We start from the raw sequence: 12,348 nt of genomic DNA, 5'->3' as shown, positions 1-12,348 counted from the left end.
GTTCCTTGGCCCGATGACATGACAGCGCCCGCAATGGGTCATCGAAAGTTCTTCGCCAAGTTGGGTGTCGCCCTCGACGATGTCACCGGATTCAACCACGGCAATATCAAATTTGGCAGAGTAGGGCCCTCCGTCTGCCGGAGCAAAGCTTTCCACTGTGCGCTTGCCGATATCCGACTTTAGCCATTCAAGAAAACGGGCCTGGCGGTCGCTGTCTTCGATACGCAGGTGATAGATCACGTCATCGCGGGCAAAGACCGGATCACCGGGCGGTGCGGTTTCCAGCACCATGATCCCGGCGTCGTCTGCAACAACGCGGATCCCGGTCTTGAGAGAGAAGCGAGGAAGGATATGTTGCAACAGGCCAGAGTCTGTAACCTCTGCCGGGGCCGCAAGGCCAATCGCCTCTTGCGACCAAGAGGGGGTGGCAGAGAGCGTCAGGCTCAGGCACAAGAGGACAAAGCGCATGGCTCAACGTAACTTCGCGGGGTGGGATGCGTCAAATGAACAGACAAAGACGGAGACACGTGCAATGAGCGGCGAGTCGATACGCACGCCCCTGTCAGCAGGGCGGATCAAGGGGAACAAGCATGAGTGTTCGTGACGCGGTTCTGGCGAACCTGAAAAAGATCACCGACCCGGTATCCGGGCAGGACATCGTAAGCGCGGGCATCGTGCGCGCCTTGAATGTGGAAGGCGACACGGTACGCTTCGTGCTTGAGGTCGACCCGAAGTATGCGGAAAAGATGGAACCCGTCCGGGCCACGGCTGAAAAGGCCGCTCAGATGGTGGAAGGCGTTGCAAATGTTTCGGCCTTGATGACCGCGCATTCCGATAAGGCACCGCCGGATCTGAAACCGAAACCCAAGCCATCGCAAACCGGGCCGCAGGCAGTGCCGGGTGTGGATCGGATCATCGCCGTTGCGTCCGGCAAGGGTGGGGTTGGCAAATCCACCGTTTCGGCCAACCTAGCCTGCGCATTGGCCGCGGAAGGCCGGCGTGTGGGTCTGCTGGATGCAGATGTTTACGGGCCGTCGCAACCCCGGATGTTGGGTGTCTCGGGCCGTCCGGCCAGCCCTGACGGCAAGACGATCCTGCCGCTGCGCAACCACGGCGTCACCATGATGTCGATGGGTTTGATGACCAATGAAGGTCAGGCGGTTGTCTGGCGTGGGCCGATGTTGATGGGGGCGCTGCAACAGATGATGAGCCAGGTGCAATGGGGCGCTTTGGATGTTCTTATCGTTGATCTGCCGCCCGGCACCGGTGACGTGCAACTGACGCTGAGCCAGAAGTTCCAGGTGGATGGTGCCATTGTCGTCTCAACGCCGCAGGACGTGGCTTTGATTGATGCCCGCAAGGGGATCGACATGTTCAACCAGCTCAAGACACCTATTGTTGGGATGATCGAAAACATGTCCACGCATATCTGTTCGAACTGTGGGCACGAAGAACATGTTTTCGGTCATGGTGGTGTCAAGTCCGAGGCAGAGGCGCTGGGCGTGCCGCTGTTGGGAGAAATCCCTTTGCATCTGGACATCCGGGTCGCCGCTGACGGGGGCGCGCCCATCGTGGTCAGCAAACCTGACAGCCCGCAGGCCGAGGCATTCCGCAAGATCGCCCGCGACATGATCGCCAAAGGCAACGCATGAGCCAGCCGGTTTTCCCACCCTTGCTGACAGGCCACCCGGTTCAGGGTGGGGAAGACCCGTTCGAGCGCGCGCAGGCCATGGCTGCGCTGGGCTGTGATGCGGGGACGGTTGTCTACAATATTCAGGCGGATTTCCTGCGCGTGGCAATTGTTTTTGCCCCCGAGGTGTCATTGCAGGATGCGGTGGCGATGCTGCCGCTTTGTGCTGTGGGATTCCAGAACGCGCTGGGCGCTCTGGCCCCACCAGAGGTTGCGGTGCATCTGGGTTGGGATGGTCTGATTTGCGTGAACGGCGCGCGGTGCGGCCGGTTCCGCGCGGCTGCGTCAACATCAATGCCCGAGGAAGAGCCGGACTGGCTGGTCGTCGGTTGGGAACTGACGCTGTTGCAAACCAGTGATGCGCCGGGTGAAACGCCTGATATCACCGCGCTGTACGATGAAGGCTGTGCCGAGGTTTCTGCAACGCAACTGGTGGAAAGCTGGTCACGACACATGTTGACCTGGCTCAACCGTTGGCAGGAGGATGGCAACGCGTCCTTGCACGCCGAATGGATGGGCCTGCTGCGTGGCGTGGGCGAACCGCTGATCGATGGTGGCGTATTCCTTGGAACGGATGAACGTTTCGGGATGCTGATCCGCGACGGGATCGATACGCATCTGCGCCCCCTGACCGACTTGTTGGAGAACCGAGAATGAAACTGGCCCGAGCGATCCATTTCGACGAAAGCGACATGAACGTGTTTCATTCCCCGGCGCGCACCGGAGAGTGGTGCGTTTCGGGCGGGTTCGAGTTTTCCAACTGGGGGCAGGGCGATCTTGAAGGCAAGGCGCGACAGGCATTTGCGAATGGCTGGCTGGGGTTGGAAACCTTTGGCCGGGTGACTTTTGTCGCCGTGACGCAGATCGAAGCCGCAGAGAAAGATCAGATTGCGCATAACCTGGCCGAACATTTTGTGCAATTCTATGGCGCACCCTCGGTCGAGGCCGCATTGGGCGTTGCGCAAGCTGAAATCGACCACATGTCAGAGTTGTGCGAAGACCATCCTGCCAACACGCTGTTGACCGTTGCCAGGGAATTGACAGAGACAGGCGTGCACGAAGCCTTTCGCGTGATCACTCCGCAGGACGCGGAGCTGGAGGCGTTGGCGGTTCACGGGTCGCTGGACGATTAGATCAGGTCGACAAACCCGCCGAACTGCCCGCGTTTGAAGATCAACCCTTTGCCGGTGCGATACATGACCTGCTCTACCTGGCCCACAATGATCAGATGATCCCCGGAGTCATGACGGGCATGAAGGCGGCAATCGAACCGGGCCAGACACTGGGCCAGATGCGGACGACCGGCCTCATCCTCGGTCCAGTCTGCATGTGAGAAATCCGCCCCATCGCGTGCAAACCGCAATGCCTGATCCTGCTGATCCTGCGCCATGACGTGGATCGAGTAGAGATCACAGGTACTGAACGTATCGAACCGGAATGATTCCTTGGCCAGACACCACAGGACCAGTGGCGGGTTCAATGAGACTGAGGCAAATGAATTCACCGTAATGGCACGCGGGCCATTGTCGGATTGCGCGGTAATCACTGTGACACCGGTGCCAAAGCATCCCAGCGCTTCCCGAAAGGCGGGGCTTTGATCCGGGGTCGGTCTAAAGGTCTTTTCGGTCATTGCGCGCTTAATCCTTGGCCGCGCATCAGGTGCCATGCGTGGCCCGGATTGTCCATGAAAAGCTGACTGCCGGGTGCAATTTATACCGTCAGTTCAGGTCTTCCAGCAAACGACCGTGTTTGCGGGTTTCCATAATCACCTCGCCAAAAGTCGTCAGGCCGCGTGCTTGCAGAATCGGCAGCACCTTGATCAATGCCTCGGCCGTGGCAATCGCATCCCCAAGTGCGGTATGGCGCAACGCTTCGGGGATCGCGATCTCCAACCGTTCACACAAGGCGTCCAGTGTGTGCGTGTCGCTTGCCCCGAACAGCACCGCAGACAGCAAGACCGTGTCGAGTATCGGATGATCCCACTCGACACCCATCCGTTTGGCATGGCGGCGCAGAAACGCCATGTCGAACGGGGCATTATGCGCCACGATCACGGCGTCGCGTGAAAACTGATGGAATACGCGCCCGGCTTCGACAATATCGGGCGCGCCCTGAACCATACGATCACTGATCTTGTGTACCTTGGTCGAGGCCGGAGGAATTGGAATGCCGGGATCAACCAGCATGTCCAGATGCTCACCCTGAACGATTTTACCATTCAGAACGCGTACTGCGCCGATCTGCACAATCTCATCCTTGTGAGGCAGCAAACCGGTTGTCTCCGTGTCGAAAACCACGAAACACAGATCCGTCAGGGGGCGGTTCTCGAACGCATCATCCCCCGGAGTATTGAGAAGTTCGAAATCATAGACCAGCGGGCGGGCATCGTCCGGAGACATGTGTGCCGCGCTGTCTTCGAAGACAAGCATATATCCGGGTGCATCCCCCAAGGGTTTCATCCGGGCGGAATATGTCTGCCGCCCGTCCACGCTGGACAGGGTGCAATAGACGTCCTTTCCGGTTTTGCACATCTTGGCATATGCGTCTGTCAGGCCGGTGGCTTCGAGGTATTCGAAAAGAGATGCGTTCAGACGGGGATGCGCGATCTGGGCAAGAACCTCGGCGGCCTGCCCGTCGTACAGAACGATCTGATGTTTCGGACTGGCCAGCAGCATGGCCACCGGAATTTCCGTCAGCAGCGCGGTCAGGCGCTGTTTTTCTGCGGCCAGATGCGCGGTTTCGGCGGCCACGGCCTCGGCTGTGCGCATGGCGTTCGAGGCCAGTTGTTCCGCCAATCCCGCCGCAGCCGGGGCAAGATCGCCCAGATACCGCGCGGCCTGCATATCCAGGTCGGTGCTTACACCGGCATGTGCACGGGCACGCAACTGGGCGGAAAGCCGTTCGATCGGTTTGGCGACGTTGTCATCGAACAGCAGCCAAACACCTGCGACCAGTGCCAGAAATCCAAATCCGATCAGGATCTCGGCAAAGACGAAATCATTCAGCAAATCGGGATTTCCCGCGCGGGAATAGGTGATCCAGAGAGCGGTGGCGCTGATGGCAACTCCGCCCAAAGCGAGGAGGCAGAAAAACAGAAAAATCCTGAGCCTCAAACTCAATCCGGTCAGCATGATCACACCCCGCAAGTGGCGGCGATGACGGGGTCATTGGCTCCGGCTGCAATCCAGTCAGCGTTCACCAGACGCCCGTCCTCGGCAAACTCGGCACCATCCGCCAGGTTGGCGCGGCGGCCTTCTGCACAATTCACGGCCACCGGCAGTTTCGAAACCGGAGCCCAGCGGCCAAAGAAGTAAAGATCGACAAGCCGTTGTTCCGGGACGTTTTCATTAGTGCGCACCGATACGGTGTCGATTGCTGCAAACCGATCAACGAACGGCACCGCGTAGGTCCAGGGACGATAAAACGCGCGGCTTTCGACCTCTTGCACGATGGTCATTTCTTCCGGCAGTTGGTCGCGCGTGCGATCGTACCAGGAATATTCGCTGGTGATGGTCATCGCGATCATTCCAAGACCGGCCGCAACCGGCGTTGTCCATTTCGGCAGGCGCCCTCCGGTCAGCTTGTTCAGCAAAAGAACGATGCCGGCAAATGCGATCCCCGCGAAAACCGTGCCGATCAGTTCCAGAAACATGTGGTCTCTCCGTTGGTCAGTCGCATGTCAGCCCAGCATTCCCTTGCCGTGGCCAACTGCCGATTGCATCGTTTTTACCACCACAAAAGCATCACGCAGATGACTTCGCTCAAAGTCCGACAATTCAGACGGTGGCAGATAGTTGTCGGGCATCGCTCCGGACTTAACCAGCCGAACCTGATGCTCCAGCCGGGTTTCCGCGATCAGGTCATAGGCGTCCAGCAGGTCACGCGCACCAGAGGGGCTGAGAACACCGCTGGCCTCGGCTGCTTTCAGGCGGGCGCGGGTGTTGGCCTCGGTCAGTTCGCCTTGCAGCGCGTAGATGCGCGCCAGATCGACGACGGGCACAACTCCGTTGTGTTTCAGATCCAGCGTATTGCGATGCTCACCCGAGCGGATCGTCGCGAAACCGCGCAGCAGGCCCAGGGGGGGCGTATGCTTCAGCGAGTTCGAAATCATGTGTGCGACGAAGATCGAGTTTGCCCTGGCCGCTGCCAGAGTGTGGGCTTGCAGGTCAGCAAACAATTCAAACGCGCCGCCGATGGGGCGCAGGTCGAACATGACCGAGGCCAGCATTTGCGCCTCGGGGTTTGGCTTGGCAATCCAGCCCTTGAAATAGTCGCGCCAGACACGAACCGGCTGACACCAGCGCGGATTTGTCGCCATCATTTCGCCGGGGCAGTAAAAGTACCCGCAGACGTCCAGCCCGTCAGAGACGAATTTGGCCAGTTTAGTGAAATAGGACATATCGGCGTCGGTGGCGCTGTCATCCAGCATCAGGCAATTGTCCTGATCCGATACGCCGGTTTGTTCTTGCCGTCCCTGTGAGCCGCAGGCCAGCCACAAATAGGGTACAGGCGGCGGGCCCAGTTCAGTTTCAGCCAATTTCAGCAGACGACGGGTAACCGTGTCGGCAATATCGGTGATCAGCCGCGTGACAATCTCGTGCCGGTTCCCGCCGGCAACCAATTGAACCAGCAACTGCGGAATTTCCGCCGTCACCCTCGCCATATCCTCTGCGCTGTCTGCCTTTGCGATCCGACCAACCAGCTCGGCCGAGTTGACGGCCTGATAATGGGTCAGATCTGTCTGCGTCACGATCCCGACCAGGCGACCGGCTTCGGAAATCGGGATGTGGCCAATACCGCGCTCCATCATGATATGCAGAACATCCGAGCCGATATCGCTGGGCGACAGGGTCACGGGGTTTTCGGTCATGATTTCCGAAATCGGTGTGGTTGCGGGCAACCCGTCGGCAACAAATTTGCCCGAAATGTCCCGCAGGGTGGCGATACCCTGCAATTTCTCTCCATCTGTCACGCAAAGCGACGAGATATGTTTGTCGCGCATGATCCGTGCCGCTTCCTGAACTGTCGTGTCCGCAGGGCAGGTGGCGGGATCGCGCGCCATCAGAACGTCAATCGAACTGGTCGCAAGGCTTTGGGGGCCGCTGCGTTCACCGCGGGTTCGATTGAAAAATTTGGCGACGACGTCGTGGTTGTCGATCAAATTCCGCACCAAATCCGGAGGCAGAACCATCAGGACAGATGGTGTATGAGCGCGGGCCTTGGTCGCAGCCTTGCCGTCCTTCAACAGGCCGCGTTCACCGAAGGAATTGCGCAACCCCAGATGAGAAACGACTGCGCCGTTCTCGTCGGTGATCTCAACCTGTCCTTCATAGATCACAAAGACCCCGGGCAGGGAATGGCCGAGCTCATAGACCGAGGCGTCTTCTTCAACCTCCCAGACCTCGATCTGCTTTACGATCTGATCGAGGGTGTCTGACGGCAGCGCGTCATAGGGATGAACGGATTTCAGAAACCGGGTAATTTCATCGTGGGATAGGGGCATCTGATGTCTCCGGTGTTCTGGTGAAAAAATCCCGCCCGGTGGTGTGCCGGGCGGGAACAATGGATCGAAAGACGCGGCCGAAGGCAAGTGCCGACAGCCGCATCATACTCAGTGATCCTGAGCTGCGCCCGCACCACGGGGAATGCGTACGCTTTCGACCAGATCCTTGATCTCCTGCGGGGTCTCCTTAGTCATGCCAGCCACAACATAGGCGACAGCGAAGTTGACCATGGCACCGATCGCACCGAACGAGGTCGACTTGATCGGACCCAGCAGCGGATCTGCATCAGTGAACGAGTTGGTGCCCGGAATGAACAGCCAGCCCTTGTGCAGGAAGATGTAGACCAGGGTGACGACCAGACCAGCCAGCATGCCTGCGACCGCGCCGGTGTTGTTGATGCGGGTCGAGAAGATCCCCATCATCAGCGCCGGGAAGATCGAAGCTGCCGCCAGACCGAACGCAAGCGCCACGGTTTGTGCCGCAAAGCCCGGTGGGTTCAGACCCAGATAGGTCGCAACCACAATCGCCACGGCCATTGCGATACGCGCTGACAGAAGCTCGCCCTTTTCCGAGATTTGCGGGTTGATTGCGCCCTTGATCAGGTCGTGGGACACAGCCGACGAGATTGCAAGCAGCAGGCCCGCAGCGGTGGACAGAGCAGCCGCAAGACCACCAGCGGCGACCAGACCGATTACCCAACCCGGCAGGTTGGCAATCTCGGGGTTGGCCAGAACCAGGATGTCACGGTTGAACTTGGTCAGCTCGTTTCCAACCCAGCCTTTTTCTTCGGCAAGTGCCTGCATGTCGGCATTCTTGTCGTTGTAGTACTGGATCTTGCCGTCGCCGTTCTTGTCTTCCCAGTCCAGCAGACCTGTTTTTTGCCACGTGGCCATCCAGTCATAGCGTGCGTCATTGTCGATTTGTTCAACAGTCACAGCTCCGCCTTCGATGCCGCCATTGGGCCACATCATGTCACTGATGTTCAGACGCGCCATGGCACCAACCGCAGGGGCGGTCAGATACAGCAGAGCGATGAAGACCAGCGCCCAGCCAGCCGACCAACGTGCGTCAGCCACTTTGGGAACGGTGAAGAAGCGCATGATGACGTGCGGCAGACCCGCAGTACCGATCATCAGCGACAGGGTGAACAGCACCATGTTCAGCGTGTTCGAGTGGTGGGCCGTGTATTCATTGAAGCCCAGCTCGGTCACGATGGCGTCCAGCTTGGTCAGCAGGGGTTCACCGCTGGCGGTGTCACCAAACAGACCCAGCGCCGGTACCGGCGTGCCTGTCAACTGCAACGAGATGAAGATCGCCGGGATGGTGTAGGCGGTGATCAGCACGCAGTACTGAGCGACCTGAGTATAGGTCACGCCCTTCATCCCACCAAACACCGCATAGGCAAACACAACCGCTGCACCGATCAACAGGCCCGAGGTGTTGGACACTTCGAGGAAGCGGCCAAAGGCCACGCCGACGCCGGTCATCTGACCGATCACGTAGGTCACCGAGGCCACGATCAGGCAGATCACGGCAACGATACGCGCAGTCTGGCTGTAGAAGCGGTCGCCGATGAATTCCGACACGGTGTATTTACCAAACTTGCGCAGGTAAGGCGCAAGCAGCAGTGCCAGCAGCACATAGCCGCCAGTCCAACCCATCAGGAACGAGCTGTTGTCGTAGCCGGTGAAGGCAATCAGACCCGCCATCGAGATGAACGAAGCCGCAGACATCCAGTCCGCCGCCGTTGCCATACCGTTGGTGACCGGATGGATGCCGCGACCAGCGGCGTAGAATTCCGATGTGGACCCAGCCCGGGCCCAGATCGCGATGCCGATGTATAGCGCGAAGGACGCGCCAACAAACAGCAGGTTGATGGTAAACTGATCCATGGGGTTTACTCCTCAACACCGTATTCGGCGTCTAGCTTGTTCATGCGCCAGGCGTAGTTGAAGATCAGCACCAAAAAGACCAGGATCGATCCCTGTTGTGCGAACCAAAAGCCCAGATCGGTTCCGCCGACGGCGATCCCCGACAACATCGGACGCAGCAGAATGCCGAATCCAAACGACACCAGCGCCCAGATCGCGAGGCTGATGTAGATGAGGCGCAGGTTAGCCTGCCAATAGCCCTTGTCGGACTCGGCAACCTGCGCGGAGTTTGTTGAATGATCCGCCATCGCGGGTTCCTCCTTCGCTTCCTCGTTGGACGGCCCGATGCCCACATCCTCCAGTGCGTCGGGCCGCTTCCCACTTGTGCCAGACGCCACGTGACGTCAGGCAAAACTTCACCAGTCCGCCAAGGCGGTCTTTTGAAGTATTCTGTTTGGGATCAGAGCCTTGCGGCTCTTAATCCACCCCCTAATTCATTACTTCGCCAACGATCCCTTCAAGGTCATTGGCAATGTCTTCGATCCTGCCCATGGCGTTAGTACGCTTCAGCACGCCCTGTCCGTCATAGTAGGCGATCAGTGGTGCCGTCTGCGCGTGGTACGCCGCAAGGCGCGAGGCCACCGTTTCGGCATTGTCATCCGCGCGGCGCTTGAATTCGGTATGACCGCATTTGTCGCATTTGCCTTCTTCGGCAGGTTTCTTGAACTGGTCGTGGTACCCTTCGCCACAGCCGGCGCAGGTGTAGCGGCCCGAAATACGGGTCACCATTTCTGCGTCTTCCACTTCGAGGCTGATCGCGGCGTTGATCTTCTGGTTGTTCGACGCCAGCAGACTGTCCAGCGCTTCGGCCTGAACCGTCGTGCGCGGGAAACCGTCCAGAATGACGCCCTTGGCGCAATCCGGCTGTGCCATGCGGTCGCGCAGGATGGCGATGACGATCTCGTCGCTGACCAGATCGCCGGCTTCCATAACAGCTTTTGCCGCTTTGCCGGCTTCGGTTCCGGCCGCGACGGCTTCGCGCAGCAGGTCACCGGTGCTGAGTTGTACAAGTCCGAATTTCTCTTCCAGCATCCGGGCTTGCGTGCCCTTCCCGGCACCCGGAGGGCCGAGAAGGATGAGAACGGCGGGCGTGGTGATCGTGGCAGCGTCCATCACACCCTCACTTATTCGCACGGTTTTCGATCAGGTCTTCGACCACCGACGGATCGGCCAGTGTCGAAGTGTCGCCCAAAGATCCGAAATCGTTCTCGGCGATCTTTCGCAGGATACGGCGCATGATCTTGCCCGAGCGCGTTTTCGGCAGGCCGGGGGCCCACTGGATCACATCCGGGGATGCAATCGGGCCGATCTCGGTACGGACCCATGTGCGCAGTTCTTTCATCAGCTCGTCCGAGGGCTCGCGATCATTCATCAAAGTGACGTAGCAATAGATGCCTTGCCCTTTGATTTCATGAGGGTATCCAACCACGGCAGCCTCAGCCACAGCGGCATGCGCGACCAGCGCGCTTTCCACTTCGGCCGTGCCCATACGGTGACCGGACACGTTGATCACGTCATCCACGCGGCCCGTGATCCAGTAATCGCCATCCTCGTCGCGGCGGCAGCCGTCACCGGTGAAGTAGTAGCCTTTGTAGTCCGAGAAATAGGTTTTCTCGAACCGCTCATGATCGCCCCAGACGGTGCGCATCTGGCCGGGCCAGCTGTCTTTGATGCACAGCACGCCCTCGACACCGTTGCCATCGATTTCAACACCGGATTGCGGGTCCAGAACCACCGGTTCGATGCCAAAGAACGGTTTCATGGCCGATCCGGGCTTCATCGCATGCGCGCCGGGCAGGGGGGTCATCAGGTGACCGCCGGTTTCGGTTTGCCACCAGGTATCGACGATGGGGCATTTGCCTTTGCCGACAACGTCGTTGTACCAGGTCCAGGCTTCGGGGTTGATCGGTTCACCCACGGTGCCCAGAATGCGCAGATCGCTGAGGTCGCATTTTTCGACAAACTCGTTGCCCTGACCCATCAGCGCGCGGATCGCGGTCGGCGCGGTGTAGAACTGGTTGACCTTGTGCTTTTCGCAGACCTGCCAGAAACGCGAGGCATCTGGATAGGTCGGCACGCCTTCGAACATTAGCGTGGTCGCGCCATTGGCCAGCGGGCCATAGACGATATAGCTGTGTCCGGTGACCCAGCCCACATCCGCAGTACACCAGTACACGTCGCCTTCGTGATAATCGAAGGTGATCTCGTGCGTCATTGCGGCGTAAACCAGATAGCCGCCGGTTGTGTGAACAACGCCCTTTGGCTGACCGGTCGAACCTGACGTGTAAAGAATGAACAACGGATCTTCGGCGTTCATTTCGGCAGGGGCGCAGTAGTCGTCCGCCTCAAGCGCCATTTCGTTGTAGTCAAAGTCGCGACCGTCGATCCAGGTGGTCTGACCGCCAGTACGCTTGACCACAAGGCATTTTACCGTGTCCTTGCAGTGCAGCAGGGCGGCGTCTGCGTTGGACTTCAGCGGCGTTTTGCGGCCACCGCGCGGGGCCTCATCTGCCGTAATCACGACCTTGGCGTCGCACCCATTGATCCGCGCGGCCAGAGCGTCGGGCGAGAAGCCCGCGAAAACGATGGAATGAATTGCGCCGATCCGCGCGCAGGCCAGCATGGCATAAGCGGCTTCGGGGATCATCGGCAGATAGATGACCACGCGATCGCCTTTGCGCACGCCCAGGGATTCCAGAATGTTGGCCATCCGGCAGGTGCGGCGGTGCAATTCTGCGTAAGAGATATGCTGGGCCGGGTCATTCGGATCATCCGGCTCCCAGATGATTGCGGTTTGGTCGCCGCGGGTTTTCAGATGACGATCCAGGCAGTTGGCCGACACATTCAACGTGCCGTCGGCATACCAGTTGATCTTGACCGAGCCAAACTCGTAACTGACGTCCTTGACCTGAGTGAAGGGCTTGATCCAGTCGATGCGCTTGCCTTGCTCGCCCCAGAACGCGTCGGGGGCGCTGATTGAGGCTGCGTACATGTCGGCATATTTTGCGGCATCGACATGCGCACGAGCGACGGTTTCTGCGGATGGCGGATAAGTCTTGGCATCTGCCTGGGCAGCGGTGGTCATCTTTGAGGCTCCTCCCTCTGGACTGGATTGCATGTGGATGTTTTGCCTGTCATTCAGGCAATGTCGATCCTGTTCCTCTCCAAGTTTGAATATTACCGCGTTCTGAAAATAAATAAATAAATTGGTGTAATCCTTGGA

At 59.0% G+C, this 12,348-nt stretch carries 11 protein-coding genes and 1 pseudogene; 3 read left to right on the top strand and 9 right to left on the bottom strand.

All coding sequences use genetic code 11. From position 1 onward, the window contains the following. A pseudogene (locus AC2FNN_RS05800) lies at positions 1–468 on the bottom strand (hypothetical protein); the annotation flags it as partial. Between the two features lie 122 nt (positions 469–590). On the opposite strand from AC2FNN_RS05800, the gene AC2FNN_RS05795 reads away from it, so the two are divergent. From AC2FNN_RS05795 to AC2FNN_RS05785, 3 genes are read left to right on the top strand one after another with little or no spacing between them, the layout of a single operon-like run. Then, positions 591–1,652: an Mrp/NBP35 family ATP-binding protein gene (locus AC2FNN_RS05795; protein ID WP_152457717.1), complete on the top strand. Its 1,062-nt coding sequence runs from the start codon at positions 591–593 to the stop codon at positions 1,650–1,652. Continuing rightward, complete coding sequence (locus tag AC2FNN_RS05790; RefSeq protein ID WP_496757225.1) at positions 1,649–2,347, top strand: biotin/lipoate--protein ligase family protein; 699 nt, start codon at positions 1,649–1,651, stop codon at positions 2,345–2,347. The genes AC2FNN_RS05795 and AC2FNN_RS05790 overlap by 4 nt, the downstream gene beginning before the upstream one ends. Further along, positions 2,344–2,823 (top strand): DUF6505 family protein, encoded by a 480-nt coding sequence (locus tag AC2FNN_RS05785; protein WP_171231798.1) that lies wholly within the window; start codon positions 2,344–2,346, stop codon positions 2,821–2,823. The genes AC2FNN_RS05790 and AC2FNN_RS05785 overlap by 4 nt, the downstream gene beginning before the upstream one ends. Here AC2FNN_RS05785 and AC2FNN_RS05780 read toward each other — a convergent pair. The 8 genes from AC2FNN_RS05780 to acs all read right to left on the bottom strand — a co-directional run bounded on the left by AC2FNN_RS05780 (position 2,820) and on the right by acs (position 12,210). Then, entirely contained in the window at positions 2,820–3,320 is a 501-nt protein-coding gene (locus tag AC2FNN_RS05780; protein WP_496757223.1) for a flavin reductase family protein, read from the bottom strand. The two genes, AC2FNN_RS05785 and AC2FNN_RS05780, sit on opposite strands and share 4 nt — an antisense overlap. Positions 3,321–3,408: 88 nt before the next feature. Continuing rightward, positions 3,409–4,821, bottom strand: a complete 1,413-nt coding sequence (locus tag AC2FNN_RS05775; protein WP_496757222.1) for a 3'-5' exonuclease — start codon at positions 4,819–4,821, stop codon at positions 3,409–3,411. Positions 4,822–4,823: 2 nt separating this feature from the next. Beyond that, positions 4,824–5,342 (bottom strand): hypothetical protein, encoded by a 519-nt coding sequence (locus tag AC2FNN_RS05770; protein WP_496757221.1) that lies wholly within the window; start codon positions 5,340–5,342, stop codon positions 4,824–4,826. 27 nt (positions 5,343–5,369) lie between these two features. After that, positions 5,370–7,193 carry a DUF294 nucleotidyltransferase-like domain-containing protein gene (locus tag AC2FNN_RS05765; protein ID WP_496757219.1) on the bottom strand — a complete coding sequence of 608 codons (1,824 nt, stop codon included), beginning with the start codon at positions 7,191–7,193 and terminating at the stop codon, positions 5,370–5,372. A gap of 108 nt (positions 7,194–7,301) precedes the next feature. Beyond that, complete coding sequence (locus tag AC2FNN_RS05760; RefSeq protein WP_496757218.1) at positions 7,302–9,086, bottom strand: sodium:solute symporter family protein; 1,785 nt, start codon at positions 9,084–9,086, stop codon at positions 7,302–7,304. 5 nt (positions 9,087–9,091) lie between these two features. Beyond that, positions 9,092–9,373 carry a DUF4212 domain-containing protein gene (locus AC2FNN_RS05755; protein WP_496757216.1) on the bottom strand — a complete coding sequence of 94 codons (282 nt, stop codon included), beginning with the start codon at positions 9,371–9,373 and terminating at the stop codon, positions 9,092–9,094. 181 nt (positions 9,374–9,554) lie between these two features. Further along, the gene (locus AC2FNN_RS05750; protein WP_496757215.1) at positions 9,555–10,238 is read right to left on the bottom strand and encodes an adenylate kinase; all 684 of its coding nucleotides are present in this window, start codon (positions 10,236–10,238) and stop codon (positions 9,555–9,557) included. Between the two features lie 7 nt (positions 10,239–10,245). Continuing rightward, the gene (gene acs / locus AC2FNN_RS05745; protein ID WP_496757213.1) at positions 10,246–12,210 is read right to left on the bottom strand and encodes an acetate--CoA ligase; all 1,965 of its coding nucleotides are present in this window, start codon (positions 12,208–12,210) and stop codon (positions 10,246–10,248) included. Between the last annotated feature and the right edge of the window lie 138 nt (positions 12,211–12,348).

The organism is Ruegeria sp. BHSA118 (genome assembly GCF_059613405.1).
Note: the sequence above shows the minus strand (reverse complement) of the source record. Positions and strands in the feature narration are given on the sequence as shown.

Coding starts and splice junctions, on each gene's coding strand:
- AC2FNN_RS05775 (WP_496757222.1), bottom strand. CDS start 4,821: ATGCTGACCGGATTGAGTTTGAGGCTCAGGATTTTTCTGTTTTTCTGC.
- AC2FNN_RS05770 (WP_496757221.1), bottom strand. CDS start 5,342: ATGTTTCTGGAACTGATCGGCACGGTTTTCGCGGGGATCGCATTTGCC.
- AC2FNN_RS05785 (WP_171231798.1), top strand. CDS start 2,344: ATGAAACTGGCCCGAGCGATCCATTTCGACGAAAGCGACATGAACGTG.
- AC2FNN_RS05790 (WP_496757225.1), top strand. CDS start 1,649: ATGAGCCAGCCGGTTTTCCCACCCTTGCTGACAGGCCACCCGGTTCAG.
- AC2FNN_RS05765 (WP_496757219.1), bottom strand. CDS start 7,193: ATGCCCCTATCCCACGATGAAATTACCCGGTTTCTGAAATCCGTTCAT.
- acs (WP_496757213.1), bottom strand. CDS start 12,210: ATGACCACCGCTGCCCAGGCAGATGCCAAGACTTATCCGCCATCCGCA.
- AC2FNN_RS05755 (WP_496757216.1), bottom strand. CDS start 9,373: ATGGCGGATCATTCAACAAACTCCGCGCAGGTTGCCGAGTCCGACAAG.
- AC2FNN_RS05795 (WP_152457717.1), top strand. CDS start 591: ATGAGTGTTCGTGACGCGGTTCTGGCGAACCTGAAAAAGATCACCGAC.
- AC2FNN_RS05760 (WP_496757218.1), bottom strand. CDS start 9,086: ATGGATCAGTTTACCATCAACCTGCTGTTTGTTGGCGCGTCCTTCGCG.
- AC2FNN_RS05750 (WP_496757215.1), bottom strand. CDS start 10,238: ATGGACGCTGCCACGATCACCACGCCCGCCGTTCTCATCCTTCTCGGC.
- AC2FNN_RS05780 (WP_496757223.1), bottom strand. CDS start 3,320: ATGACCGAAAAGACCTTTAGACCGACCCCGGATCAAAGCCCCGCCTTT.